The 26,167-nt window shown below is 54.2% G+C and carries 23 protein-coding genes; 14 read left to right on the forward strand and 9 right to left on the reverse strand.

Annotated elements, in window-relative coordinates; translation table 11 throughout:
• Positions 1 to 383: 383 nt before the first annotated feature.
• The 5 genes from QU597_RS12545 to QU597_RS12565 are packed head-to-tail and all read right to left on the reverse strand — an operon-like array spanning position 384 to position 5,088.
• Positions 384 to 1,097: a GntR family transcriptional regulator gene (locus QU597_RS12545; RefSeq protein WP_310832922.1), complete on the reverse strand. Its 714-nt coding sequence runs from the start codon at positions 1,095 to 1,097 to the stop codon at positions 384 to 386.
• Between the two features lie 9 nt (positions 1,098 to 1,106).
• Entirely contained in the window at positions 1,107 to 2,123 is a 1,017-nt protein-coding gene (locus QU597_RS12550) for a sugar kinase (protein WP_310832923.1), read from the reverse strand.
• Positions 2,116 to 2,883 carry a 2-dehydro-3-deoxy-phosphogluconate aldolase gene (gene dagF, locus QU597_RS12555; RefSeq protein WP_310832924.1) on the reverse strand — a complete coding sequence of 256 codons (768 nt, stop codon included), beginning with the start codon at positions 2,881 to 2,883 and terminating at the stop codon, positions 2,116 to 2,118. The genes QU597_RS12550 and dagF overlap by 8 nt, the downstream gene beginning before the upstream one ends.
• Positions 2,880 to 3,989, reverse strand: coding sequence for a DgaE family pyridoxal phosphate-dependent ammonia lyase (locus tag QU597_RS12560; RefSeq protein WP_310832925.1), 1,110 nt, complete (start codon positions 3,987 to 3,989; stop codon positions 2,880 to 2,882). The genes dagF and QU597_RS12560 overlap by 4 nt, the downstream gene beginning before the upstream one ends.
• A complete protein-coding gene (locus QU597_RS12565; RefSeq protein WP_310832926.1) occupies positions 3,955 to 5,088 on the reverse strand; it encodes an amidohydrolase/deacetylase family metallohydrolase in 1,134 nt (377 codons plus the stop codon). The genes QU597_RS12560 and QU597_RS12565 overlap by 35 nt, the downstream gene beginning before the upstream one ends.
• A 256-nt stretch (positions 5,089 to 5,344) precedes the next feature.
• Here QU597_RS12565 and QU597_RS12570 point away from each other — a divergent pair, with 256 nt between their 5' ends.
• The 6 genes from QU597_RS12570 (at position 5,345) to QU597_RS12595 (ending at position 14,255) form a co-directional block, all read left to right on the forward strand.
• Positions 5,345 to 7,255 carry a beta-N-acetylhexosaminidase gene (locus QU597_RS12570; RefSeq protein ID WP_310833300.1) on the forward strand — a complete coding sequence of 637 codons (1,911 nt, stop codon included), beginning with the start codon at positions 5,345 to 5,347 and terminating at the stop codon, positions 7,253 to 7,255.
• 198 nt (positions 7,256 to 7,453) lie between these two features.
• Positions 7,454 to 9,235 (forward strand): cache domain-containing sensor histidine kinase, encoded by a 1,782-nt coding sequence (locus tag QU597_RS12575; protein ID WP_310832927.1) that lies wholly within the window; start codon positions 7,454 to 7,456, stop codon positions 9,233 to 9,235.
• Positions 9,232 to 10,803: a response regulator gene (locus tag QU597_RS12580; RefSeq protein WP_310832928.1), complete on the forward strand. Its 1,572-nt coding sequence runs from the start codon at positions 9,232 to 9,234 to the stop codon at positions 10,801 to 10,803. Before QU597_RS12575 ends, QU597_RS12580 begins: the two co-directional genes overlap by 4 nt.
• Positions 10,804 to 10,976: 173 nt before the next feature.
• Complete coding sequence (locus tag QU597_RS12585) at positions 10,977 to 12,311, forward strand: extracellular solute-binding protein (protein ID WP_370656262.1); 1,335 nt, start codon at positions 10,977 to 10,979, stop codon at positions 12,309 to 12,311.
• A 187-nt stretch (positions 12,312 to 12,498) separates the two neighbouring features.
• The gene (locus QU597_RS12590; RefSeq protein WP_310832930.1) at positions 12,499 to 13,377 is read left to right on the forward strand and encodes a carbohydrate ABC transporter permease; all 879 of its coding nucleotides are present in this window, start codon (positions 12,499 to 12,501) and stop codon (positions 13,375 to 13,377) included.
• Entirely contained in the window at positions 13,374 to 14,255 is an 882-nt protein-coding gene (locus QU597_RS12595) for a carbohydrate ABC transporter permease (RefSeq protein ID WP_310832931.1), read from the forward strand. The genes QU597_RS12590 and QU597_RS12595 overlap by 4 nt, the downstream gene beginning before the upstream one ends.
• 368 nt (positions 14,256 to 14,623) lie before the next feature.
• Here QU597_RS12595 and QU597_RS12600 read toward each other — a convergent pair whose 3' ends face one another.
• Both QU597_RS12600 and QU597_RS12605 read right to left on the reverse strand, forming a co-directional pair.
• Complete coding sequence (locus QU597_RS12600) at positions 14,624 to 14,752, reverse strand: hypothetical protein (protein ID WP_310832932.1); 129 nt, start codon at positions 14,750 to 14,752, stop codon at positions 14,624 to 14,626.
• Positions 14,753 to 14,816: 64 nt separating this feature from the next.
• Positions 14,817 to 15,488 carry a tetratricopeptide repeat protein gene (locus QU597_RS12605; protein WP_310832933.1) on the reverse strand — a complete coding sequence of 224 codons (672 nt, stop codon included), beginning with the start codon at positions 15,486 to 15,488 and terminating at the stop codon, positions 14,817 to 14,819.
• 154 nt (positions 15,489 to 15,642) lie between these two features.
• On the opposite strand from QU597_RS12605, the gene QU597_RS12610 reads away from it, so the two are divergent.
• Together QU597_RS12610 and QU597_RS12615 are read left to right on the forward strand one after the other, a co-directional pair.
• On the forward strand, positions 15,643 to 16,641 hold the full coding sequence (locus tag QU597_RS12610) for an aldo/keto reductase (RefSeq protein WP_310832934.1): 999 nt from the start codon (positions 15,643 to 15,645) through the stop codon (positions 16,639 to 16,641).
• 169 nt (positions 16,642 to 16,810) lie between these two features.
• Positions 16,811 to 16,969, forward strand: coding sequence for a hypothetical protein (locus QU597_RS12615; RefSeq protein ID WP_167347611.1), 159 nt, complete (start codon positions 16,811 to 16,813; stop codon positions 16,967 to 16,969).
• Between the two features lie 169 nt (positions 16,970 to 17,138).
• On the opposite strand, the gene QU597_RS12620 is transcribed toward QU597_RS12615, so the two are convergent.
• Both QU597_RS12620 and QU597_RS12625 read right to left on the reverse strand, forming a co-directional pair.
• On the reverse strand, positions 17,139 to 17,444 hold the full coding sequence (locus QU597_RS12620) for an HNH endonuclease (RefSeq protein WP_310832935.1): 306 nt from the start codon (positions 17,442 to 17,444) through the stop codon (positions 17,139 to 17,141).
• Positions 17,445 to 17,447: 3 nt separating this feature from the next.
• Complete coding sequence (locus QU597_RS12625; protein WP_054940297.1) at positions 17,448 to 17,660, reverse strand: hypothetical protein; 213 nt, start codon at positions 17,658 to 17,660, stop codon at positions 17,448 to 17,450.
• 240 nt (positions 17,661 to 17,900) lie between these two features.
• Between QU597_RS12625 and QU597_RS12630 the strand changes: the two genes are divergently transcribed.
• The 6 genes from QU597_RS12630 to QU597_RS12655 all read left to right on the forward strand — a co-directional run bounded on the left by QU597_RS12630 (position 17,901) and on the right by QU597_RS12655 (position 26,074).
• Positions 17,901 to 19,262 (forward strand): ABC transporter substrate-binding protein, encoded by a 1,362-nt coding sequence (locus tag QU597_RS12630; protein ID WP_310832936.1) that lies wholly within the window; start codon positions 17,901 to 17,903, stop codon positions 19,260 to 19,262.
• Between the two features lie 117 nt (positions 19,263 to 19,379).
• Positions 19,380 to 20,333: a carbohydrate ABC transporter permease gene (locus QU597_RS12635; RefSeq protein ID WP_310832937.1), complete on the forward strand. Its 954-nt coding sequence runs from the start codon at positions 19,380 to 19,382 to the stop codon at positions 20,331 to 20,333.
• Positions 20,330 to 21,193, forward strand: coding sequence for a carbohydrate ABC transporter permease (locus tag QU597_RS12640; protein ID WP_310832938.1), 864 nt, complete (start codon positions 20,330 to 20,332; stop codon positions 21,191 to 21,193). The genes QU597_RS12635 and QU597_RS12640 overlap by 4 nt, the downstream gene beginning before the upstream one ends.
• Before the next feature lie 149 nt (positions 21,194 to 21,342).
• Complete coding sequence (locus QU597_RS12645; RefSeq protein ID WP_310832939.1) at positions 21,343 to 23,067, forward strand: sensor histidine kinase; 1,725 nt, start codon at positions 21,343 to 21,345, stop codon at positions 23,065 to 23,067.
• Between the two features lie 35 nt (positions 23,068 to 23,102).
• The gene (locus tag QU597_RS12650) at positions 23,103 to 24,449 is read left to right on the forward strand and encodes an ABC transporter substrate-binding protein (RefSeq protein WP_310832940.1); all 1,347 of its coding nucleotides are present in this window, start codon (positions 23,103 to 23,105) and stop codon (positions 24,447 to 24,449) included.
• 17 nt (positions 24,450 to 24,466) lie between these two features.
• Entirely contained in the window at positions 24,467 to 26,074 is a 1,608-nt protein-coding gene (locus tag QU597_RS12655) for a response regulator (protein ID WP_310832941.1), read from the forward strand.
• Positions 26,075 to 26,167: the final 93 nt, after the last annotated feature.

Consider the following 26,167-nt stretch of genomic DNA (forward strand, 5'->3'; position numbering starts at 1 on the left):
ATACTTTCTGATGCTGCCGGAGAAGCCGTTGATGCCGTTAATGCAGTAGACTGCCTTACGGAAAGAGGGACAGTACATTACGGCTAGTACAGTGTGAAGCAGCAAGCAACAGAGAAACCGTGAGCAACAGCAAACGGTAGTAGCAGCAGAACCAACAAAGCAACAGCAAACAACAGTAGCAGCAGAAATAACAAAACAACAGCAAAGGGACCCGTAGGGTCCCTTTTTTAATAGACTAATCACATTTTCTGCTTCCCCGTGGAAACTCTGCATACAGGTCATGTTAGAAGGCTTTCTCATTATTTCATGTACCACACTCCGAGTGCTTCAGTCCTCAGGGGAAGCTGGCGGCCGGTTTCTGCCGCGTTCCCCAGCGCTTGAAATCAAATGTCGTAATTGACAACATACGGCTGAAGCTCGGAACGGTAATACCCTTCGCTGTATTCAACGACGCTGCCCGCCTCGTCGTAGGCGTAACGGTATCTCTTGAGCATGGGATGACTCTCCTTGGTCTGCAGAAGACCTGCGACGGCGGGCGGCGGGGACGCAACGGCGAATTCGTCCCTGAATTTGGCAATCGTTACCTTGCGTTCCTCCAGCCAGCCGTACAGGGACTGGGCGTCCAGCTCCGAGGGCTCCGCCTCGCCGATCCACGCCGGAAAGTAATGCGTGTAATGGATGTACGGCGTACCGTCTAGCTCATACAGGCGTTCAATCCGCAGGCCTTTGTCTCCGAACAGGGCGTGGGGACGGCTCCCCTCCTCATGAATTACGACCTCCGCACTGAGCAGTACTTTGCGGATGACCCGGCCTTCTTCCACAAGCACCTCGGTGAATCTTTTCCAGGTGGAGCGCTTGGAAGTGGAGGTATTGCGGATCACCTTCGTTCCTTTGCCGCTGCTTGTCTCCAGGTAACCCTCCTGGACCAGCTCCTTGATGGCATTGCGGACCGTAATCTTGCTGACGCCGAACTCCTCCTCCAGACGGGGCTCGGGTGGGATATTGGACTCCAGCGGATAATGGCCGTGAAGAATCCGGTCTTTGATAATATTCTTAATCTGCTGATATAAAGGCCGCTTGTTACGGGATAAACTCACGCTGTATTCCTACCTTTCTACATCGCCGCTCCATTCGGTCATGGCCCGGAGGATGGCACTTTCGGGAGAGAGGGGCGTGTCGCCCGGAATCGTATGGGCCAGCATCGCTGCCGAGGCGGCGAAACGGACTGCCATTTCGGGAGGATGGCCCTCCAGCTCTCCGTGAATGATTCCGCTCGCAAAAGCGTCCCCGGCTCCTATCCGGTCATGGACCGGGAAGGTCAGCTGTTCGGAATAGGCGAAGGCGGAATGTTTATACAAATAACCTTGAAGCGAATGCGTATTGTCCGGGTTCACCGTGCGGTGAGTCCCCGCGATGACGGCGATGCCGTATGTATCAGCCACCTGGGGGATCAGCTCTTCCAGCTGCTTCTGCCGGGTTTCCCGTCTGCTTGTCATCCCCAGAATATAAAGAGCGTCCTTCTCGTTCATCATGACGATATCGGCAAGCCCCAGCATCTCAGTATACCACGGCTTGGCCTTCACATACCCGTCATCCCCCCATAGGGAAGGCCGGTAATTGCAGTCGAAGACGACCAGGCCGCCCGCCTCCTTGACGGTACGGGCAAAGGTCAGCGCATGCCGCCGGACCGTGTCATTCATCGCCAGCGTGATCCCGCAGAAATGAACGGCATCACATTCACGTGTGGCGGAGGCGAAATCATACGCTCCTTCAGGAGCTGTATTAAAGCTGCTCTCCAGCCGGTTCGTGTAGGTCACTCGGCTTGGCCGGGGACCGAAGCCGTTCTCCAGTACATACATCCCCATATAGGCACCGGCGCGCCGGATGTGGGAGGGAAGCAAGCCCAGCTTGCTCAGGTTGGCGACCGCCGCGTCTCCAATCGCGTTGGCCGGCAGTGTCGTGACGAGGTATCCGGTATGCCCGAACCGGGCCAGAGCGGATACGACGTTGACGCCCGTTCCGGAATACGACACCTGAAGCGTATCGCTCTGGGACAGCAGGCTGAAGCCCGGCACCTGAAGGCGCATCATCACTTCTCCGAAGGCGGCGACCGTTTTAGGCATGGAGATCGACCTGCTTTTTCATGATGGCGAGCAGGGTGCGCACATCCTCAACCCGGGTGTCGCCCGTCGCCTTGTCGATGATGGAGGAGTAGACATGGGGAATGACCTGCGGGACGCCAGCTTCCAGTGCGATGGAGAGGATGGGCTCGAAGTTGTCCAAGTCGATACCGCCAGTCGGCTCCAGGGCGAAGCCTTCCTCACCGCAGGCTTTCGCCACGGCGCGGTATTCCTCCTCCAGCGTAAGCCCGTTCATTGGAAAATACTTTAGGGCGTTTCCGCCCATATCGCGGAGCAGCGCGATAGCCGCCTTGACCGGAATGACGGCATGTTCCCCGGCGGCACTGAACGGTCCGGTCGAAATGTTGACATAGCCCGGACGCCCGGAGGGAGACACAAGGCTGTTGATCCAGCTGTTTCGTGCGCCAAGGCTCGCCCGGGTCGCTCCAACCGCCGGAAACACCTGGTTGATATGGCTGCCGGCATACGTCTTGGCGATTTCGGCCACGACCGCCGCCTGGCGGTTATCGCCTGCGCCAAGTCCGATGGACACCGCGTCCTCGATAACCGCGCCGTATTCCCTCATCGCTGCCGCCGCTTCAGCCGCGTTCGGGTAGTTCTTGGACAGCACGCCTACGAGCACATGGCCTTCGGCCGCTTCATAGATGTCGTTCGCATTGTCGATGCTGCCGGCCAGTACGTTCAAAGCCGCACGGTTCTTATACAGCCGTCCGGCGATATTCATTTGAGAGATGTCGCTCATCGTGATTGCCCCCCTGCTAGCTCTTGAATTCTGGCCTGAATGACGGCGAGGTCATCGCCTTGAAGCGGCCGCGGATCGATATCGAAATATCCCTGTCTCACTCCGTAATCCCGCGTATAAATGGCGATCTCGCCCTCCTGCAGCGCCTTGACGACGGCGGCGGCGCTGGTACCGGACTGCTGCGGGTCGATCTTTACCCGTGCGCGGAAAATCGCCCGTCCCGCTTCGTCCTGCACAATCGTTACCTGGACACCGGGCGTTTCATTCAGCGTAAGCAGCGGCAGCAGCGCCGCCCGTTCCTGATCGCTCGTATCTTCTTTAACCATATACTCATCCAGTGCCTGGAGCAACCCGAAGGTCGTTTCTTTACCGACCTTCATGCTCCTACCGATCCCGTGCAGCTGAACCTTGACCCACTCAATAAAGCTTCGCTTGCCCGCGACAAGGCCGGAGGTCGGGCCTTCAATGGCCTTGCTTCCGCTGTAGATGGCAAGATCCGCGAGGGAAACGTATTTCCGCAGATCCTCTTCCGCCGCGGCATCGACGATAAGCGGAACGCCCCGGCGGCGGGCCAGCTCGGAGGCTTCCTCCACGGAAATCATGTTCTTCTGCACGGCATGATGCGATTTGACGTAGAGAATCGCTGCGGTATGATCGGAAATTGCTTCCTCAATATCTTCCGCCTGGCCCTCGTTGGCGTATCCGGCTTCCACGATCCGGCCCCCGCCCAAATAAACCATCGTTTCTACAGGAGCCCCATACTGGACATTATGACCTTTAAGCATAATGATCTCATTCTTCGGGAGAGGATCCTGATGCAGGCGCAGCGACCGGCGCCGGTCGCCCTGTGTGACGATGCCGGCCACTGCAAGAGCGATGCCGCTTGAGGCGGAATTGACCACGACGGCGGCTTCCGCGCTGATGAGCCGGGCGGCGTAATCGCCCGCTTTATTCACAAGGTCGGCGATCTCGACATAACGCTGACCGCCGGTCTTCATCGCCTCCATCACCGTGTCGGATGGGGCGGAGACGCCAAGTATGCTCATTCTGCCGCTGGCATTGATGACCCGTTTAAGGCCGTATTTCGCATGCAGCGTATTGTCCATGAATAATCACTCCTTTGGGATGAATGCTTTGGGACGCTGTCCGTACGACTCCTTCGGAATCCGTAAGCGGGACCGGGCCGTCCTCGACGGCGAACAGTGTCAGATTGGCGGTCTCGCCGGGGCGGATCCGTCCCAGCTCGGGACGGTTCAGCCAAGCCGCCGCGCGGATGGTGACGGCATCGATGACCTCCTGGAGTGAATAACCCAGGTGCAGGAACTTGCTCATCACATTCGCCAGGCTGTATACCGGACCGTTCAGCCGGTTGCCGCGGTAGATGTCGCTGCTGATCGTGTCCGGTGCAATCCCGTGCCTTCGGGCGGCCTCGGCGACCCGGAAGGAGAAGCTTGCCGTGCCGTGACCGACATCCAGATGCACGCCCCGTGCAATCGCCTCGGTCAGCACCGGAAGCGGATTGCCTGCGGCGTCGAACAGATTGTTGTCCTTTCCGTTCAAATAGTGGGTCAGCACGTCCCCCTGCTCCAGAAGGGGAATAACATCGGCGATATCGGGAGGCCCGGAGCCGATATGCACCATGAGCGGCAGAGACAGCGCCCCGGACAGGCTTCTCGCCATCCGGAGCGGCTGGATGCCGTTATCCTTGACGACACTGCCGCTGATCCGGGCCTTCAGCCCGACAATTAGGTCCGGATGAGCCCTGACGGCTTCCGCCGCCCGTTCGGCATCGATCCATTCCAGTCTGGAGAGCTCGTCGATCCGCGATAGTCCGATGCGGGAAATGTTCAGAAAGGCAAGCAGATTCGTCCGGGCGCTCTGGGCGCTTGCGGCAAGCTCGCCAATCCGGTCCGCTCCGCAGCTTCCGGCATCGACGATGGTTGTAACGCCCTGCCGGATACCGATCTCGTCGATCTCGTCGCCGTAAGGGTCGAACTCGGGGAACGCATGTACGTGCATGTCAATCCAGCCGCTGGATACGTACAGGCCCGTGCAGTCCAGCCTTCGTTCGGCCTGTCCTTGGCCCGGAGGAGCCAGCTCCGCAATATGTTCTCCGTCCAGCACAATGTCAGCCCTGCGGCCGTCTGTCATCCGCACATTAGAGAGCACCAGCGTCGCTTCTTGCGTTTGGTTATGTTCCCGCATATGATTCACCTGCCTATGTTGAATAAATGAATTTCAATTCTTCCTGCCGCCGATAATCATGTATTGCGCTTCGACGTACATTTAAGATACCATAGAAATCAGAAAAAACAATATAACGTTATAATGTTTATGAGAGTTTGTTTAGTAACTGGTGTTTGAGGATCTGTTTGAGGAGCTGTTTGAGAAGCTGTTCGGGAAGCTGTTAAGCAGATGATGTCTGCTTCGGATTTACTTGATATTAGAGGAGGATGGGAAAATGAAGTTTCGGTTCGAAGGCGACGTAGCACCGCTGCTGCCCGGGATCGGGATCATAGCCGGGGAGCTTGGATTCGAGATCGTGGAGGACGGCACGCCCGTGCGTGTCGGCGTAAACGAAGAGGGGATCGAGGCCGGCTGGGAAGAGGGGAAGGCCTATATATCGTATGCACAAACCCATCAGTTCTTCCGCGGGCTCGGTCTGCTGGTCCAGCATATGCGCAAGGGGAAGCCGTTCCGAATCCGGGAGCGTCAGCAATTCGACCTGGTTGGCCCGATGTTTGATCTGTCCCGGAACGCGGTCCTGACGGTAGAGAGCTTTAAATCCATGCTGAACCGGATGGCTTTGATGGGACTGAACACCGTTATGCTGTACATGGAGGATACTTACGAGATTGAAGGGGAGCCTTATTTCGGCTACATGCGGGGCCGCTACTCCCGCGGGGAGCTGCGCGAAATCGACGATTACGCTGCGCAGTTCGGCATCGAGGCGTTCCCGAGCATTCAGACGCTGGCCCATCTGGAGGAATTCCTGAAATGGGAGCCTGTATCCCATTACAAGGATACGAAAGGCGCCCTGCTCGTCGGCGAAGAGAGGACCCGCGCGCTGATCGGACGGATGATCGAAGCCGCGAGCACCCCGTTCCGCAGCCGCAAGATTCACATCGGCATGGATGAAGCGGAAGAGCTGGGCCGGGGCAAATATCTGGACCGAAACGGCTATGTCAGCCGGTTCGACATCATGACCTCGCATCTTGAAGTGGTGCTGGCCGTTGTCCGCAGCAAAGGACTGGAGCCGCTGATGTGGAGCGATATGTTCCTGAAGCTCGCCTCGTCAAACGGCAGCGAATACTACGACGGGGAGACGAAGATTCCGGAAGAGATGCAGCGGCGCATACCGAAGGATGTCGGGATGGTGTATTGGGATTATGTGCACACGGAGGCCGCTGACTATGAGGCGTTGATTGCCAAGCACCGCCCGTTAGGCTCGAGGCTTGTATTCGCCGGGGCGGTGTGGATTTTCAATACGTTCGGGGTCAACTACGGTCTGTCCCTTAAAGCGTCTGACACCGCGCTTCAAGTGTGCAAGAAGGAAGGCATCCGCGAGGTGTACGCCACGATGTGGGGGGACGACGGCAATGAGGGGAATCCGTTCGCGGCGCTCCTCGGATTGCAGCAGTACGCGGAGCATGCCTATTCGGAAGGCTCACCGGAATGGGAGACGCTGGCGGAGCGCGTGAGGTTCTGCACAGGGATCGAAGCGGACAGCTATATGCTGATGAAAGATCTCGACGAGACGCCGGGCGCGGAGCCGGATAACCGGGTCCAGAGCAATCCGTCGAAGTTTCTGCTGTACCAGGACGTGCTGCTGGGCCTGTTCGACCGGCAGATCGAGGGCCTTGAGATGAACGCCCATTACGAGGGGCTGGAGCGCCGGATTGCTGCGGCCTGCGCGACCGATCCCGCGGCGGCGGCGATGCTCGAGGTGCCGGAGAAGCTGAGCGTCGTACTGAAACGCAAGAGCGAGCTCGGCATTGAGCTGAAGCGGGCGTACGACGCCGGCGATGTGGGCACACTGGCCGATGCGGCCGTGCGCCGTTTGCCGGAAATCGCCGGAGCGGTGCGGGAGCTGCGCAGCGCGCACCGGGCCGCCTGGCACGGGATGTTCAAGCCGTTCGGGTGGGAGGTGCTGGACATCCGGTACGGCGGACTGCTCAGCCGGCTCGACTCCGCCGCTCTGCGTCTGCTGGACTATACGGAGGGCCGGATCGCCAGGATTGAGGAGCTGGAGCAGGAACGCCTGCTGTACAGCTCGGCCAACCGGTTCAACAACCGGGGCGCCGGCTGGTGCAGCTATTATTACCGGATGGCGTCGCCGAATGTCTTTTTCCACGTGCTGAATCCGTTCTAGTAATCCCAACCCCCTTATAGAAGCCGCTTCCGACCGGTGATAGCCCGGCTGACACGGAGCGGCTTCTTTGTTCATGTAAACATCATGAAAACCGTCAGGAACTGTTCGAAATAGTGTGAAAATTGTGCGCCTGTACTAAAGACCATCCGGGCGGTTTGAGGTACAATGTGAAAAATGTTAACAGGGAGGGAGGTCATCATGGGAATCAAACAATCACTGAAGGGGAAGCTGTCGCTGCTGCTGATTGCGGCGATTGCGCTCCCGCTTCTTGGCGCGGGGGCCGTGTCTTACCGGATCGCGTCCAACCTGACGGAGAAAATCGAGAAGCAGTCCGGCATGAACACCATCCGGCAAATCTCGGACAAACTGGATTTCATCATCAGCGACGCGGAGAACATGTCGGTATTCATCATCGGCCAGCGCAGCATCCAATCCTATCTCGGCAGCGCGCAGGGGGACATCTCCCTGTACTCGCAAAACGTCGCTTTCCTGCTGAATCTGGCCTCTTCCAAGGCATATATTTCTAACATTACCATTACCTCCGACCGGGGTTATCCGACCTTGTCCAACACGACCGTTCTGCATTCCGGGCTGCCGCGTCTGCTGGAATTAAACGCGGATGCTTATGACCCGGAGAAAAAATGGTGGACGCCGTTATATGAGAACCAGACGACCGACGACGGGATGAAGCGGGTGTTCTCGCTCGTCCGCCCGATCCGCAGCACCGAGAAGTTTCAACCGCTCGGCGAGCTCTCGGTCAGCGTTAACGTGGATGAAGTGCAGAAGATGCTTCAGGACGCGGCATGGAATGAGAGCGGGCGGATCTGGCTCGTCAACCAGGAGAACAAAATTATGTCCTCGCAGACCGGCGAGGGCCTGAACCAGTCGCTCCAATCGGTCCTACCGGGAGTTGCAGCGATGAAAGGGACCGAAGGGGTTCTAACGGTAGCGAGGGAAGGGGAGAGCAATACGCTGCTCTACTATACGCTGCCCAGCCTGAACTGGAAGCTGGTCGGCGTCATCCCGACCCGGATATATACCGCCCAGAACGAATACGTGCTGACGCTGACGGCCATCGCGATTGGTGTAGCCGCTGTGTTCGCGGGAGCGCTTGCGCTCTATTTTACGGCATGGGTGACCCGGCCGCTGACGAAGCTTGCCCGCAAGCTGAAAGACGTCAGGCCTGGCGATCCGGTCGAGCAGTTCGAGGTTCGTTCGACCGATGAGATCGGGATGGTGCTGCACAGCTACAATCAGCTAGGCGGCCGGATTGAGCGGCTGAAGAGCCAGCTTCAGCTGAACGAAGCCAAGAAGAAAGAGGCGGATATCCGGGCGCTTCAGGCGCAGATCAACCCGCATTTTCTGTACAATACCTTATCTTCCATTCACTGGACCGCCCTGATGAACAAGGACTGGCAGGTGGCGGAGATGGTGGGGGCGCTCGGCGATTTTCTGCGGTTCAGCCTGAACGACGGCAAGGAATTCTGCTCCGTCGGACAGGAGGTGGCGCATGCCCAGAACTATGTGAGCATTATGTCCAAGCGCTTTCCGGACAAATTCGACTCCACATTTCTGATCGAGCCGGACATGCAGGGGCGGATAATACTGAAGCTGCTGCTGCAGCCGTTGATCGAGAACAGCATCATGCACGGCCTGCAGAAAAAACAGGGCAAGGGCAGCGTATACGTCTATGGCGAGCTGAAGGAGGGCGGGATGTCCTTTACCGTGGAGGATACCGGTATCGGCATGGACGCGGAGAAGCTCAATTCACTTCGCCGCATGCTGCTGATGGCGGAAGCCGCGGACGCCGAAGAGGGACGAGGCGCGGACTCGTCCAAGTCCGGGTACGGACTCGGAAGCGTGCACAGGCGGCTTCTGCTGCACTACGGAAGCGGCACAGGACTTCATATCGAAAGCGGGCCGGGCAGCGGCACGCGTATTTCCTTTACTATACCTGAGGCGACGGAGGGATTCTCGTGAACATACTGATCATTGACGATGAATCGATCATCCGGACGGGGCTGTGCACCGTCATTGACTGGGGAGAGCTGGGCATGACGCTGCTTCCGCCGGCGGAATCGGCCGAGGAAGCGCTGGCGCGGATTCCGGCGGAGCAGCCGGACATCGTGCTGACGGATATTCGTATGTCCGGCATGGACGGGATTGAGCTCGCCGGGGAAATTAAACGGCGGCTGCCTGATGCCGAAATCATCATCCTGACCGGCTATGATGATTTCGGTTATGCCCAGCAGGCACTGCGCCAGGGCGTGACCGATTATCTGCTGAAGACGAGCGGGCCGGAAGAGGTGATCAAGGCTGTTATGAAGGCGCAGCAGAACCTGACGGCGAAGCGGGAGTCGGCGAAGCAGGGAGTGGCCCAGGCGGCGGCGCTGCGGCAGCGGCTGATGGAGGAATGGCTAACAGGAGGAGCAAAAGCCGGCGCGGGCGGAACGGTTCCCGAGCCGGTAAGACAATGGCTGGGGGAAGCCGGCGTGATTTCCGAGTCGGAGACCCCCGGCGCCCCAACGGGTGAGGTACGGGTGCTTCTGATCGGGGCATCCGGCTGGGGAGACGGGCGGTTTGACGAGCTGATGCTCGGCAGCGCGGAGAACCGGCTGCAGGAGCTGCTTCCGTGCGTGACGCTGCGCCGGAACCGGACGATTGTCGCAGTGCTGAGGACCGAGGCGGACCGGGCGGGCAGAGCGGCGCTTGCGAAAGCCCTGGGCCGGGTGGAGGAAATGCTGAAATGCGAGCTGTTTGCCGCCGCCGGCAGCAGGGTAAGCACCTTGGGCGAGCTTGGGCGTTCCTATGAGGAAGCGGAGAAAGTATTCGCCTACCGGGTTCTGTTCGGGGACCGGGGATTTTACGAAATCGGGGATATCGAGCGCCGCCGGGGCGGCCGGTCGGTGTGTTCGGAGAAGGAAGAGCAGGAGCTCTTGGGCCTGCTTATTCAGCATCATACGCCGCAGCTACACGCCTGGACCCGGCGGGTCGTAAGCGAGCAGCTGGAGGATCCGGAGACGACGCCGGCAACGCTGCGGGCCTATCTGCAGTCGGTCGTCATAGTCGCGCAGCGGTGGCTGGAGCGGCACCGGGACGGCCGGGGGCAGGAGACGGGCGGTTCACCCTCTTTAAGCTTCGAGCCGGGAGTCAAGCTGGAGGATGAGGTGTTCCGGCTTCTGCTGTCGGTCATGAACGAGTTCCACCGCGAAGCGGGCGAAGGCCGGTATTCGTATATCCAGCGGGCCATAGCTTACATCCGCAGCCATCTGAACCAGCAGCTCAGTTTGCAGCAGGTCGCAGGCTTTGTGCATCTGAACCCCAATCATTTCAGCGAGGTTTTTAAACGGGAGACCGGTCAGGGATACATGGAATTTGTGACCCGGGAGCGGATGAGCCGCGCGGGAAGCCTGCTGATGACGACCCAGAAGAAGATCAGCGAGGTGGCGGGAGAGGTGGGGTATGAAGATGTGAAATATTTTAGCCAGCAGTTTAAAAAATCGACCGGGCTTACCCCATCCGAATTCCGTCAATCAAATGGCATATAATCTAACATATCGAAGTGATATATTCAAAGGAAACGCTTTATATCCGAAAATAATGTCCTATTTCCTCCCATAAACTGAATTTTGTCTACCCTGATCCTGTAGAATGTCACCTTTTTGACCCGTCCTTAAGCACCTATACTGAACATACCAACTGAAACGAGGAGGGCTTGATGATGAAAAAGAAACCACTGGCAATTACTGCCTCTGCGGCGGCGCTGTCGCTGCTGCTTGCGGCCTGCGGGCAAGGCGGCGCAGAGAACACCGGAGCGGAGGGGAATGCGGCCGATGCGGCATCCCCCAAGATCAAGCTGTCCATCTGGCATAACTTCTCCGGGGATGATCTTCGAGCCCAGGCGGTCCGCGCCCAGATTGACAAGTTCAAAACGGAGCACCCGGAAATTGAGCTGGATGCTCAAGCCATTCCTCCCGACGGCTACCGCCAGCGCCTGAAGACCGTGGCCGCGGCTGATGAAATGCCGGACGTGTTCTTTACCCAGTCCGGAACCTCCATTAAAGAGTTCTACGATGGCGGACTGATCCAGCCGATCACACCGCTGCTCGATCAATATCCGGATTGGAAAAACAACTTTATCCCGGGCTCGCTGGACACGCTGTCTTTTGACGGTCAGGTGTATGCGACTCCGCTGAGCGGCTCGGCGACCTCCTTCCTGTTCTATAACAAATCCCTGTTCGAACAATATAACGTCAAGGTTCCGACCACATGGGATGAAATGATGACTGCGGTCAAGACGTTCAACGATAACAAGATTACCCCGATCTCGCTCGGGAACAAGGCCTCTTGGCTGGCCCAGTCCAGCATCATCTCGTCGCTTGCGGACCGGGTGACCGGCACCGAGTGGTTCAAGAAGGCCGTCGCCCAGGACGGAGCGAAATTCACCGATCCCGAATTCGTGCAGGCGCTGAGCCTCTTTAAAGAGCTGGCCGACGCAAAGGCGTTCCAGAACGGCTTCAACAGCCTCGACAACACGCAGATGGAGCAGTACTTCATTGAGGGCAAAGCTGCCATGATGATCGACGGCGCGTGGGCCTTGACGAACATGGCCGCTTCTGGCACCGAGGAGCAGCTGAAACAGGTCGATGTAACGATTCTTCCTTCCGTACCCGGAGGCAAAGGCGATCCGAACTCCATGTCCGGCGGCTCGGGTGGAGGTCTCGCGCTCAGCAAGCATGTGGAAGGCGATCAGCAGAAGGCTGCGCTGGACCTGATTTATACCGTCAGCGGACCGGAAGCTATGGAAGCAATTGCAAACAGCAACTCTATCGTGACGTACAACGTGGAGCCGGATCAGACCAAGGTGATGCCGTTGTTCTACAAGGCGTTCAATCTCTATAAATCTGTGAAGCTGACGCCGGTATACGACGCTTACCTGACCTCCTCGGCTACGGAAGCGGTGAACAACGGCCTGCAGGAAATCTCTATGGGCGGCAATCCGGAAGATATCGCGAAGAAAATTCAGGAGGCCCAGGCCCGCGAGCTCGGCCAATAATCGCCTTCATAAAGGTTGGGCGTCCTCCGCCGCCTGATAGCCGGTGGAGGACCTTTTTACCGGGCGACACCCGGATTTAAGCAAATATCGCGTCCGTATCTTCTGCCCGCAAGGGAAAGGCCGATCGCCGGATCGTTTCCCTCTATCTCTCTAATCCATTCTGCAAGGCTAGCAAAGGAGGCCGGCTATGGCATTCACGAACCGTCTCAGAGGCTTTATTGCGATTGGGCTGCTGCCCGCCTTGACCGTTTACCTGGTCTTTGTCATCATTCCGATTGTCTGGTCCGCATATTACGGGTTTTTCGACTGGAAGGGCATCGGCGCAGCCAGCTTTCTCGGCTTCGACAATTATGCCGAAGCGCTTCAGGACCCCGTATTCTGGCGGGCGCTGAAGAACAATATGATCATCGTCGTGGCTTCCATTCTCGGACAGCTGCCGATCGCGCTTCTGTTATCCATGATTCTTAGAAAAAGCACCCGGTTTCACCGGTTTGTCCGCTCAGCTGTGTTTATGCCGATGGTCGTCTCCACTGTGGTGATCGGGCTGATCTGGGGATACATTTATCATCCGCAAATCGGTATTTTGAACGTGCTGCTGGAGAGTATGGGGCTCGGATCCTGGATCCGGGACTGGCTGGGCGACCCGGGCATCAACATGTATTCGGTCAGCGCCCCGGTCATTTGGGCCAACATCGGCCCTTATCTGATTATTTTTCTGTCCGCCATACAGAACATCCCCTCGGAAATTGAGGAAGCCGCCAAAATCGACGGCGCGGTCAAAGGAAAGTGGCTGTATCTGATCGTCATCCCCATGATTTGGGACACCATTAAGGTCGCTATTGTGCTGTGCATTTCGGGCAGCCTAAAGGCGTTCGATCTGATCTTCGTCATGACGGGCGGAGGGCCGGCGCAGTCCACCGAGCTTCTCGCCACGTATATGTACAACAACACCTTTGAAATCTTCCGCTACGGCTACGGGTCGGCGGTTTCTACCTTAATTATTATCATCAGTATGATTCTGGTGCTCGGCAGCCAGCTGCTCATGCGGAAACGGGGGATGGAATGAAGACGATCGCTACCGGCAGCTTGACGGAACGACCGGCCGAAAGACAGGCCAGGACGCTGAAGTTCAGCGGGGCGTGGATCCTGAACCCCGTTCTCCTCATCTATGCGCTTCTCACCTTGTATCCACTGCTCTGGCTGTTTATCAGCTCCTTCAAATCGAACCAGGACTTTTTCGGCAGTCCGTTCGCGCTCCCTTCGGAGTGGCAGTTCAGCAACTATACGCGGGCGTGGGAGATCGGCGGCATCGGCTCAGCATTTCTGAATTCGGTCATTGTGTCAGTATGCTCCCTGGCGTTGACGCTGTTTCTCGGAACACTTACCGCTTTTATCGTGTCCCGTCTGCAGTTCCGGCTGAAGGGGGTGGTCATGATGCTGTTCGTGCTCGGCATGCTGATCCCGATTCACAGCACGCTGGTGCCCTTGTTTATTCTGATGAAAAATATCGGCATCCTGGACACGTATGCGTCTCTGATTCTTCCGTACACCGCCTTCGAGCTTCCAGTCGCGATCTTCGTCGTGGCCGCCTATCTGACCGCCTTCCCGAAAGAGCTGGAGGAAGCGGCGATGATCGATGGCAACGGTTACTGGGGCATTTTCTTCCGGATTATCGTCCCGCTGGCGGTTCCGGCTATGGCGACCGTGTCTATTCTCGGATTCCTGCGGTTCTGGAACGATTTCGCCTTCGCGCTCGTGTTCATTAACGATCAGGCGCTGAAGACGCTGCCGCTCAGCCTATCGCTGTTCTCGGACGGGTACGGCACGGACTACAGCCTGACGATGGCGGCGATGTCGATTGCGGTGATTCCGACCATCATCATTTATCTGCTGTTCCAGAATTCGATTATGAAAGGGATGGTTGCGGGGGCCGTAAAGGGCTGAGCGTAGCATATCCATATACAATAAGGCGGCCTGCTTACCTTATTTAACGGGAAGCAGACCGCCTTGTTTGTATTGGGTGGATATTATTCAGGCGGAGGTCAACAAGCCGTTGCGTTATCGCGGTGCGGGGAGGCGGCCGGGAATCAACGAATGGTCCGGCGGCGTGCGTCTCCGAAGGACACCATCTGCGCTGGCGGTGGAATGAAGCTGCAGTGAGAATAGTAGATGTTTGATGCGGATGAACACAACCGGATAAACGAAAAATATATCAAAACGGGGGCGACAGGATCGCTCCCGTTTTGATATATTGGGCTATATATCTACGATGGGAGGCATGCTTGTATGAAACACTCGCCGCCTAGGTCCTGTCAGCCCCAATATTCAAACATTGATCCTCCGGCGACCGGTCCGAGGCCAAGCTCCAAAGATACGGCGGACATGACGGTAGCCATCGTCTTGCCGCGGCGGTCCAGCGGGATATAATGCGTGAACAGCAACAGCGGTCCAAGTCATACGCATAGGTTCTTGTTTAAAACATAGAGTTATGTAGCAGTGCACACCTTAACGCATCTTTGCAAAATAGCTGCGCAGTGCCCAGCCGCGTTCCTGGCGTTTTTTGTATTTCGGGAGGGTGCGGTAGATTGCCGTGGATTCCTCAAAAGCCCGTTTGGCATCCTCATTCCTGCCGAGTGCCTTATACATAGAGCCGGCAAGGTAGTAGGCTTCACTGGATGAAGACTGAATCTCTTGAAATTGGCTCACGTAGTACAGCGCTTTGTCCTGATCTACACCACGGAATGTCTCCGCGAGCTGAAGATAAGGCTGGCCGTATCGTGCTCTGCGGTTGATCTCAAGTCCCTGCAGCATCTGAGCCTCACCTTCCGGCATCAGACCTAGCTTCAGATTCACGTATCCGAGCTCCACCCAATATTCGGCGGATTGTTCATACCGGTCTGTGATCTGCAGGAGAAGATCTTTGGATTCGTTGTACCGCTTGCGTTCAACAAGCAGACGGGCCAGTTCGAATTTGGCAGAAACATCGTTGGGATTAAGCGAAATGGTGGTCCGCAGTCTGGATATTTGCCGGCTCCTCCGGAAAGGTCTGGTGATGCTGGGGAAGATGCCGACGTAACGGCGGTCCAGGAAATACAGAATCACCAGCAAAATGATCAAGGCAAGAAAAGGATTGCCCACCAGACGGATTAGAAGTAAAAAGCCCAAGATTTTAAACATGAATTCCCTCCGTTAAAATGGTAACTCCGGATTGGCATTTCGATTACTATCGAACTGCAGAGCAGGGTAATTATACCATATTCCTGCAATATTCCACGATGTCATTTCTGAACGAAGACGCTTTATATTCTATTTAATGAAAGAGGGATAAGAGATGAGTACAGTGACATCACCAATCGAATTACGTAAGCTAGGACAATCGGATCTGGAGGTTTCACCGCTGGGCCTCGGATGCTGGCAATTTAGCCGGGGGAGCGGAATTGTAGGGAAGTACTGGAGTAATCTTGAGGATGCGGATATCCTCGAGATTGTGCGGGCGAGTCTGGAGGGCGGCATGAACTGGGTGGATACAGCTGAAATATACGGGGGCGGCAAATCGGAACAGGCGCTTGCCTATGTGCTGGATCAGCTGAAGCGCGAAGGCAGCATCCATGCCACACCGCTGATTGCCACCAAGTGGTGGCCGATGTTCCGCACCGCGGGGTCGATCACCTCTACCATTGATGAACGTATCCGCTGTCTGGGCGGACGTAATATTGATTTATATCAGATTCACCAGCCCTTTTCGTTATCTTCTATCGCCAGTGAGATGAAGGCGATGGCCGGTTTAGTTAAAGCAGGCAAAATCCGTTATGTTGGCGTAAGCAATTATTCGGCCAAACAGATGACGGAAGCACACCACCTGCTGCAGCAATACGGCTTGTCGTTAGTCTCGAACCAAGTGAAATACAATCTGCTGCACCGCAATATTGACCGGAACGGCACGATGGCAGCCGCTAAGGAGCTCGGTATTTCAATTATTGCCTATTCCCCGTTACAGCAGGGCATTCTGACCGGTCGATTCCATAATGACCCCGCACAGATCCGTGCGGTATCCCGCCTGCGGAGGATGCAATCCGGCCTCGATGAGAAGAGCCTGGCCCGCAGCAAGCCACTGATTGATCTTCTTGCCGTCTTTGCCGAAAAATATGGAGTTACACCGGGCCAGATTGCCCTAAACTGGTTAATCTATTATCACGGCGATACGGTGGTTGCTATACCCGGCGCTTCTAAGGTCCGTCACGCCCGGGAGAATATCGGAGCCATGAGCTTCCGGCTGGACAAGCAGGAGCTGGAACAATTGAATGAAGCCTCCTGGGCGGCTTTGAAATAGAATTTATTATAGCTTTGGACCGGATAAACGGTCTGAAGCTTTTTTTATGTGGGAATGCAAAAAAAATGCAAAAAAACTGTTTAGGATTGGAAGCGCGGGGTTAAATAAGGGATAAGAAATTGCGCAACCACGAAAATGGGTGCAGATTACGGAAGGAGGCTGAACCATTATGAGTATGACAGTACATAATCTTATGGCTTTCAATCATCAGTTTTTTAGACCTCAACCTGTCATCGAGCCCAAGCAGTCCAGAACAGATGAGAAGACGCAGAGCTTCCAGGATATCCTTAACGAGAAGCTGAAGGTCCAGAATCAGATGAAGCGGTAGCCTGGAGAACAACAAAGCAATTATCGCAGAATATTCATGAAATTGAATAGAAGCCGGACATTTGGCCAAATAGGGCTATGTGTCCGGCTTCTTTGTGTTTCTGTAGACTTCGGGGAAGGGAATTCAACGGCAGTTTCTTGGCATCTGTTGAACAGGCAGAGGGGGAGTCTTACCGTTTGCTCCGGACCCTCTGTGACTTGCGCAGCTTCGGCTCGGCTCCCGGGGGTTGCTTGCTTATCCACTTCAAATATGCAGCAATCTGCTGGTCCTGCCGCAGGGCCTGGAGGGTGGTCAGGTGCATCCGGACAAGATCGGAATTGGTATAAAGCGCATGTATCTGCCGGTGGCAGGCTTTACAGAGCAGCGCAGTGGGCTGCATTGCGCCTCCTTTTTCCCGGGGAACGAGATGATGGACCGTAGTAGCCAGCGGTGAACGTCCGCACAATTCACAGGTGCCTGCAGCCTGTCCCTTCATAGTCTAAGGTCTGACCTCGAAGAACTGGCAGGTCCGGCGGGAATAATAAGTTAAGTCGCTTACCCGCGACTGAATAACTACGTCCGAATCCGTGAAACGGACAACGGTTGCCCCCGAATTCACCAGATGATCATCCTCAAAGACCCGGACAGGCAGTTTATGGTCAATCGCTTCCTGTAAATCGCTGTCGGTCATAAGCGGGCGGTTGATAGGCATGAGAGCACTCTCCTTTTAGCGGCAAATAATAGCTGGAAATACAACCAGTATACCTGCGGAGGAGGGATAAATCCAATCCGTTAGCCCAAAACAATAGCTGTCTGCAGTGTAAACGTAATCACATTTGAACGTAATCGTAAGTATTTCCACCTCAAATCGGAAGTTTGACTCCTCAAAAAATGATTTCTCCTACGTTACACTAAGTCTTGTAAGAGAAACCTTTGAAAGGGGTACAAAGGAATGAAAAAAGTAAAGCACCTGGCGCTGACGCTTGCGTCCATCATGCTTGTAGGTTCACTTGCAGCATGCGGAGGCAACAACAACGCAGGAAACAATGCTACGAAAGAGAATACGGGTAACAACGCAGCAAGCACTAATGCACCGGCAACAGAAGAAGCAAGCGCAGAGCCGGCTGAGAAAGTGGAGCTTTCGTTCTGGACACTCGGTAACGTCAACTATGAAGAGCTGGCGAACGAGTACACGAAGGAGCACCCGAACGTTACGATCAAAATTCAGAATACCGGTGACCAGACGGCACACCACAACAATCTGACGACTGCATTGTCTGCCGGTTCAGGCGCACCTGATATTTTCCAGCTTGAAATCGGTTTCATGGAGCGCTTTATCAGTGCTCAGGACAAATTTTATAACTTGAACGATCTGGGCGCCAAAGACATTCAGGCCAACTATCTGGACTGGAAATGGAAGCAGGCTTCCTCCATCGACGGCAGCTTCCAGCTTGGTCTTCCGACAGATATCGGCCCTACCGTTGTATACTATCGTACCGATCTGGCTGAAGCAGCCGGTCTGCCAAGCGATCCGGAAGGATTCAGCGCAGCTATCGACACTTGGGACAAATTCGCGGCTGTAGCCAAAGCATACAAAGACAAAACCGGCAAATATTTCTCCGATTTGACCGATCTTACGTATAACGCACTGCGCGACCAGTCTGCAGATGAAATCTACTTCAGCAAAGCTGACGGCAAATTCATCGGCGACACCAATCCGCAAGTGAAAAAGGCGTATGACTTCACCGTTAAAGGTATCCAAGAAGGCTGGATCAGCAACTATCTGCTGTGGTCGCCTGAGTGGGGCCAAGGCATGAGTGACGGTTCGTTCGCTGTAGTTATGGGTCCTGCATGGATGGCCGGCAACATCAAGAGCAATGCGCCGGATTCCTCCGGCAAATGGAAAATCGCACAGCTTCCTGAAGGTGCCGGTAACTGGGGCGGTTCGTTCATCACCCTGCCGAAAGAAGGCAAGCATCCGAAAGAAGCGTATGATTTCATTTCTTGGATGGTCAACAAAGACAATCAGCTCGAATCGTTCAAAACAAAGGGTCTGATGCCTTCGATTCCTGCACTGTATGAAGATCCGGCATTTGTAGATTTCAAAGATGATTTCTTCGGCGGCCAGCAAACAGCCGTTGAATTCGGTAAAGCGGCAAACCGCGTTAAACCGGTATACTACGGACCACTGCATGACCAGACGGACACTTTCTTCAAAAACGCGCTTAAAAACGTAATCGAAAAGAAAGCGGACCCTGCAAAAGAGTGGGACGATGCTGTAAAACAAGCGAAGACCTTGGCTGAACGGAGCTAGGACTCCCCGGCGCCAAGACTGATATGAACCGGATATCCGGATTCCTGGAGAGTAAGCCTCCCCGGGAATCCGGATTCTTCGGAAATGGAGTTTTCTTAATTTTCTTGGAGGTGTGACATGGCAGAACCCGTAATTACGAGTCCGCATGCCGAGAGCAAACGCCCTTTTTTAACTGAACAAAGACGGAGCCGGATTACGGCCTATACCTTCATTTCTCCGTTCTTTATTCTGTTCTCGATATTTGGACTATACCCGATTTTCTTCACCTTTTATTTGTCCTTCTTTAAATGGGATGCACTCAACCCGATGAAGTTTGTCGGCTTCAAGAACTATGATCTGGTCACCAGTGACCCGACCTTCTGGATTTCTTTTACCAATACACTCATTATGGGGCTTATGGGAACGGTTCCCCAGGTAATGCTTGCCCTGCTGCTGGCAGTCCTTTTGCACTCAGGGATGACCAAATTCAAAAAAACGTTTCGCATTCTTTACTTCATGCCGAATATTACGTCCATTGTGGCCGTTACACTTGTATTCAGCACCTTGTTCGGAAACAACGGAATGATCAACTGGATGCTGAACGGGCTCGGGCTTGATAGCGTAGCCTTTAACTCCGGCTGGTGGGGAGTAAAGATAGCCATTTCCACCATGGTCATGTGGCGCTGGACGGGTTACAATGCAATTCTCTTCCTGTCCGGGCTGCAGAGTATCCCGATGGATTTGTACGAAGCCGCCCGCATCGACGGCGCGAACCGCAGACAGCAGCTGTTCTCGATCACTTTGCCGCTGCTTAAGCCCTTCATTATCTTCGTGTCCCTGCAGTCAACGATCGGCGCGCTGCAGCTCTTCACAGAACCTTATGTATTCCTCGGACAGGCGGGCACAGGCTCTACCCGTCAGGAAGGGATTACGATGGTTACGTATCTTTACAGCGAAGCATTCCGCAACGGATTCTTCGGTACAGCGGCGGCTACAGCAGTCATGCTGTTCCTCGTTACAATTCTATTCTCCATCCTTAATATGCTGATTTCCAGAGGCGCAGGCGGAGACACTGGAGGTAAAAAAGCGTGAGTACACTGCGTATATTTAGGAAAAAACCGGATGATATCGGGTTCTTCGGCAAATTAGGCTACTATCTCCTCTTAATTTTTGGAGCACTCATTTCGGTCTTCCCGTTTTACTGGATGTTTGTCGTAGGAACCAATGATAAAGGCGCTGTGTTTCATGTACCGCCATTGCTGACGGTCGGAGACCAGTTCTTCCACAATTTCAAGCGGGTGCTGGAGAAGGCTGACTTCTTCCAGGCGCTCGGCAACTCGCTGTTCGTTTCGTCAATGGTAACTCTTTCTGTTGTGTTTTTCTGTACTCTGGCCGGTTATGCTTTTGCCAAATATGAATTTCCGTTTAAAAACGGGCTGTTTGTATTTGTTATTGCCACTCTAATCGTTCCGCAGCAGCTCGGTGTATTGCCTACTTATGTCATTATGGCTAAATTGCACTGGATTGACAGCTATAAAGCGCTAATTGTTCCGGCCATGGTCAATGCCTTCGGGATCTTCTGGATGCGCCAGTATATTTCTACCGCCGTTCCAACCGAGCTGATTGAGGCTGGACGGATTGACGGGGGCGGTCACTTCCGTATTTTCTGGAATATCGCCGTGCCTGTTATTACACCTGCAATGGCGACCCTGGGCATTCTCAACTTCATGACAGTATGGAATGATTTCTTCTGGCCGCTCGTAGTCTTGAAAAACAAGGAGCATTATACGATTCAGCTCGCCCTGCAGCAGCTCTTTACAACCCGTGACGGGCTTGATTATGGGATGATCATGTCCGCAACCTTTACCGCCACCCTGCCGCTGCTGATCGTGTTCCTGCTGTTCAGCCGCTGGGTCATTGCCGGTCTGACTTCAGGCGCGATCAAGAGTTAAAACTGGTTTTGGCCGGTAAACAAGGAAACCGGAAGTTCCGTGAAGAATAGTAAATAAAGCAGAAACGGCAGAGCCGTCCTTTTAAAAAAAAGGGCGGCATTCGTTTCGCTTAAGTCAGGCTTAAGGCAGCAGGGAGAAGGTAAGGAGAAATGAAGCTACGGCGCAAAATCTTATTCGCTATTATTCTTCTCGTGTTCATTCCCGTAATCATTATGGGTACCGTTACCTACGTATATTTCTCAAGTGCGATGGAGAAGAAATCAAGTAATTTCTATTGGATCTCCCTTTTGGAGACAGACCGCAAGCTTAAATTTGCTCTCAGTGAAATCTCTTCAATCACCAATTCGGCCATTACCCAGCCGGCGATTCAGCAGTCGCTGAAGCAGCCGAATTTTGTGCTGACGTATGACCGCAAGCAGGAAATCAACAATCTGCTGATTAACCATCCTATGATTACCTCCTTCAGCCTTTATGGCAAGGACCGTTTGCTTTATCAGTACAATGCGCCGATGTCTTTTGCGGATATGCGCAAACAGGTGTGGTATGGCGCCATGGAAAGTGCGGAGGGCCGGCCCGTCTGGTCAGGTCCAGGAGAGAATGGCTCCGAAACTTCAGGAAATCCTGTTCTTGTACAGGCACGAGTCATCAAAGACTATTATTCCCTTGAGGATATAGGCTACCTCGTCGTTTATGTTAAACCTGATTTGCTTGATCAGATTTTCTGGGAAGCAGCGACGCTGAAGAAAGGGGATATTCTGCTTGTCAACAAACAGGGCAATATCGTCTTCAATAAATCCGGGGAGCATATCGGACAGCGGACGGATTTTCCTTTTTTACAGGAGGATTATACCCAGACGCAGGACTATTACATCGACAACTATCAAGGAGAGAAATCACTGATTACTTTCCTGCCTTCACATAATGCGGACTGGTATCTGGCAGCAATCACACCGATGAATCTGATTTCTTCGGAGTCGGCTTCCATCCGCAATTTAGCCATTATCTTGGGAACGGTTTCACTTTTGTCCGCCTTTTTGTTTGACCGTTATTTTATCAGGAGGCTTGTGCGCAGCATCAACAGTGCGGTCAACGGGATGAAAAGGGTAAAGCAGGGGATTTTTATGCCCATACACAGCCCTGTGCGGTCAGATGATGAAAGCGACCTGCTGATCGACGGATTCAACCGGATGAGCTCACAGATTAGTGAACTGATCCAGCAGGTGCAGACGGAACAGGGACGCAAAAAGGAAGCGGAAATGCAGGCGCTCATGGCGCAGATCAATCCGCATTTTATCTATAATTCACTCGAATCCATCAACTCTATGGCGGTGCTGGCAGGTAACCGTGATATCAGTAAGATGGTCGTCTCGCTCGGCAAGCTGCTGCGGATCAGCATCAGCCAGAATCAGGAGCTGATCCCGCTGCAGATGGAGTTTGAGCATGTCCGGCATTATCTGGATATCCAGAAATTCCGCTTTGAAGATAAGTTCAGCTATGCCATCGATCTGCCGGATCCGCTCAAACTGGTGATGACCCAGAAGCTGATCGTGCAGCCCATCGTGGAGAACGCGCTTTATCACGCCATTGAGCAGATGGAAGAGCACGGGGTGATTACAATCGGTGCACAGGAGAACGGCAAGGATATTATCATCATTGTGAAGGACAATGGTCCGGGCTTTGATCTGTCGACCTTGATGAGTCTATGGGATAAGGAACACAGCAATCCGAAGAAATACAGCGACAACGGGGTGGGGCTCCGGAATGTGCATGAGCGACTCAACATCCGTTTTGGCAATCCTTACGGCATTCTAGTCTGTTCATCTCCGGGATTCGGCTCGACCATCTGTATCCGTATTCCAAAAATACAGCCATGAAGAACGTAAGCGGGACGAAAGTGGGGAGAAATGCTGTGAGATGGTTAACCAAATGGGGCTGGATTCTGCTCTATATCTTAATAATGGCCGGAGCGGTGCTGTTTATTACAATTGGCTACAAGGAGCCGATCGAAGACAACTCTCCCGAGAAAATAACGCTGACCTTCCGCCATTTCTGGATGAAGGAGCATGACCGGCCGCTGCTTGCCATCTTTGAAGAGGTCGTCCGGGATTATCAGAAGGAACATCCGAATGTGAAGGTGAACTTCGAAGGCTTAGACCAGACCATCCACCGCGAGCAGAAGCTGAAAAGCGAAATGGTCACTGGTACGCCGCCCGATATGTTTGTGCTCTTCGGTGGTGCCGAGATCGAGCCTTATGTCCGTTCCAACCGTTTGATGGATCTGACAGATTTCGTGCAGGAGAACGGCCTGAGAGACCAGTTCAGCGATCTGCATCTCTGGACCTTCAACAATCATATCTACGGGCTGCCGATTGAAGGGAATGCGGAACCGCTCTATTATAACAAGGCCTTGTTCAATAAGCTCAGTATCAAAACTCCAGGGACGGTGGAAGAGCTTGATAAAGCGATCAGACAGCTGAAAAAAGCCGGATACATCCCCTTTGCCCTCGGTAATGAGGACCGCTGGCCCGCAGGCATTTTTGCGCATTATCTGATGGACCGTTATGCCGGACCGGAGCTGATTCAGAAGCTGGTAACAGGCAAAGATGCAGTCACCTTTAAGAATAAGGCCTATCATCAGGCCTTTGACCATCTGAAGAAATGGATCGATGAAGGGGCATTCAGCAGCGCTTCCAATGATACCTCACCAGAAGAGGCGGTCCGGATGTTCACAGGCGGCGAAGCCGGGATGTACCTTAACGGTAACTGGGACATCAACCTTTTTACGGGGGAGACAGCTCCTGCTGATTTTCAGAACCAGGTAGGCGTCATTCCCTTTCCTTCATTGATCAAAGGAACAGAAGCCTCGATTGCCGGCGGCTATACGATCGGGATCGGCCTCTCTTCCAGCCTGACAGAAGCGAAGCGGGAGGCGGCACTGGAATTGATGAAAGCCTTCTATACGAAGGAAATCCAGACACGGATCGTCTATGAGGGATTAAGAATTCCCTCCATGCGCATCACCTTTGATCCGGAGAAGACGGGTCCGGTGTTCGCTCAAGTCATGACGGTGATGGAAGAGAACCACCAGAGCTTCGTGCCTTATGACAATTTACTGTCACCTGAAGTGAAGAAGACCTTCCTCAGTGTGATCGAAGATATGATCGACGGCGGCCTGTCTGCTGATGATGCTCTTGGGCAGCTGCAGTCCTCGTCCGAACAATACTGGAATCTCATACAAAGCTCAACACTTCAATAATCTGGGAGGTGCCGGGAATGGGTGCACGGCAAGAGAAATATAAAGTGCTGCTGGTGGATGATGAGCCTATCATTCTGCGCAGCCTGAAAGTGGCGATCCCGTGGGAGGAGCTGGGTCTTACCATCGCGGGTGAAGCGCGGAACGGTGAAGCGGCATTGAGGCTCATTGAAGAGCATTCTCCGCATATTGTGATCAGCGATATCCGCATGCCTGTGATCGACGGGATTGCTTTAATGAAAGAAGTGCTGCCGCGGAGTGCGAAGCTGCTGTTTATTTTTATCAGTGGCTACGGTGAATTCGAATACGCACGGGATGCACTGCGGCTGGGCGCATTTGACTATCTGCTGAAGCCGATCGACCATGATGAGCTGACGGAAATGCTGACCCGGGCGCGGCTTAAGCTTGACCGCCAGAAAGAGAATGAGCAGCTGATGCATTCGGTGCAGATGCTGTCCATGCTGGCGAGAGAGAGGATGTTCACCGAGTTCACACTTGGCAATCCGCGTCCGCTGCAGCATCTGAAGTGGCTGGAGAACAGCGAACTGGAAGGGGAATATTTCATGGCTGTAGTCCGGCTGGACGATTATGCCGCCCTCACAGCCAAATGGAGCCCCGAGGAGAAACATCTCTGGCTGTTCGCGATCCGCAATATTCTTGAAGAGTGGTCGCTGGAGAACGGGGCATTGTCGATCTTCCCGTTCTACAATGGGGAGTGGGTGCTGTTGTTCCCAGGAAGCCTTAGCACAGTCAAAAAAGAACTCGGCGAGCGGCTGGTTGCCGATATTAAGCGCTATTCCAAGCTGCATTGTTCGGTGGGCATCAGCCGAAGCACACAAGGAATTGACCAGTTAAGCACCGTATATCCGCTTGCTGCCAAAGCGCTGTACCAGCGTTTTTACTCCGGCCAGGCAGGGGTATTCATCGAAGAGGAAACGCCGGAGGACGCCGGCCGTGAGGTGCAGTATCCGAAGGAGCTGGAGCTTGCGCTCATTGAGAGTATCCGCACCTTGAATCTGGAGCGGATGCTGTCCCTGTTCGATGAAATGGCCAGCTTCATCGAATCCCAGTCACTGCCGAAGGAATTAGCACAGCGGATCATCATCGAGCTTGTCGTAGTCTTGTACAGACAATTTGAGCAGCTGAACATGCAGGCGGAGTGGTCGCTCGAAGGGCTGCTAGGCAAGCTGCAGGGACTGGGAACACTAACCTCGGTTATGAATGTGCTCAAGGAGGACTTCCGCAGCTGGATGCAGGAGGGCAGCAAGCAGGTCACCCGCGAGGATGGCCGGAGTGTCGTCGATAAGGCCAAACGGTACATTGAAGATAATTATCATAAAGATCTCAGCATCGAAGAAGTTGCGGAAGTTGCGGACTTAAGCATCAGCCATTTCTGCACCTTGTTCAAACAGATCTCGGGCTATACCTTCCTGGAGTTTGTGACCTACTACCGGATGGAGAAGGCTAAATATATCCTTCAGAACAGCAGTGTGAAGGTGTATCAGGTGGCGCCGCTCGTCGGATATCAGGACCCCAGATATTTCACCCAGGTGTTCAAGAAGGCAACCGGCAAAACGCCGACGGAATACCGTGAGCAGTATACCCAGCAGGCGAATGAGGGATATTAATAATAATTGGATCAAGGAGAGGGTATGATATTTGTCATACCCTCTCCTTGATGTTTATGCCTTACTGTCATGACACTTCCTTCCTTATAATGA

The organism is Paenibacillus pedocola (assembly GCF_031599675.1).
Lineage (GTDB): Bacteria > Bacillota > Bacilli > Paenibacillales > Paenibacillaceae > Paenibacillus_AQ > Paenibacillus_AQ pedocola.

Excerpts from the sequence above, each read along its gene's own strand:
- QU597_RS12575 (WP_310832927.1), top strand. The coding sequence starts at position 7,454 with ATGGGAATCAAACAATCACTGAAGGGGAAGCTGTCGCTGCTGCTGATT.
- QU597_RS12565 (WP_310832926.1), bottom strand. The coding sequence starts at position 5,088 with ATGCGGGAACATAACCAAACGCAAGAAGCGACGCTGGTGCTCTCTAAT.
- QU597_RS12655 (WP_310832941.1), top strand. The coding sequence starts at position 24,467 with ATGGGTGCACGGCAAGAGAAATATAAAGTGCTGCTGGTGGATGATGAG.
- QU597_RS12635 (WP_310832937.1), top strand. The coding sequence starts at position 19,380 with ATGGCAGAACCCGTAATTACGAGTCCGCATGCCGAGAGCAAACGCCCT.
- QU597_RS12550 (WP_310832923.1), bottom strand. The coding sequence starts at position 2,123 with ATGCCTAAAACGGTCGCCGCCTTCGGAGAAGTGATGATGCGCCTTCAG.
- QU597_RS12630 (WP_310832936.1), top strand. The coding sequence starts at position 17,901 with ATGAAAAAAGTAAAGCACCTGGCGCTGACGCTTGCGTCCATCATGCTT.
- QU597_RS12590 (WP_310832930.1), top strand. The coding sequence starts at position 12,499 with ATGGCATTCACGAACCGTCTCAGAGGCTTTATTGCGATTGGGCTGCTG.
- QU597_RS12595 (WP_310832931.1), top strand. The coding sequence starts at position 13,374 with ATGAAGACGATCGCTACCGGCAGCTTGACGGAACGACCGGCCGAAAGA.
- QU597_RS12585 (WP_370656262.1), top strand. The coding sequence starts at position 10,977 with ATGAAAAAGAAACCACTGGCAATTACTGCCTCTGCGGCGGCGCTGTCG.
- QU597_RS12625 (WP_054940297.1), bottom strand. The coding sequence starts at position 17,660 with ATGCCTATCAACCGCCCGCTTATGACCGACAGCGATTTACAGGAAGCG.
- QU597_RS12610 (WP_310832934.1), top strand. The coding sequence starts at position 15,643 with ATGAGTACAGTGACATCACCAATCGAATTACGTAAGCTAGGACAATCG.
- QU597_RS12620 (WP_310832935.1), bottom strand. The coding sequence starts at position 17,444 with ATGAAGGGACAGGCTGCAGGCACCTGTGAATTGTGCGGACGTTCACCG.
- QU597_RS12560 (WP_310832925.1), bottom strand. The coding sequence starts at position 3,989 with ATGGACAATACGCTGCATGCGAAATACGGCCTTAAACGGGTCATCAAT.
- QU597_RS12615 (WP_167347611.1), top strand. The coding sequence starts at position 16,811 with ATGAGTATGACAGTACATAATCTTATGGCTTTCAATCATCAGTTTTTT.
- QU597_RS12570 (WP_310833300.1), top strand. The coding sequence starts at position 5,345 with ATGAAGTTTCGGTTCGAAGGCGACGTAGCACCGCTGCTGCCCGGGATC.
- QU597_RS12605 (WP_310832933.1), bottom strand. The coding sequence starts at position 15,488 with ATGTTTAAAATCTTGGGCTTTTTACTTCTAATCCGTCTGGTGGGCAAT.
- dagF (WP_310832924.1), bottom strand. The coding sequence starts at position 2,883 with ATGAGCGACATCTCTCAAATGAATATCGCCGGACGGCTGTATAAGAAC.
- QU597_RS12645 (WP_310832939.1), top strand. The coding sequence starts at position 21,343 with ATGAAGCTACGGCGCAAAATCTTATTCGCTATTATTCTTCTCGTGTTC.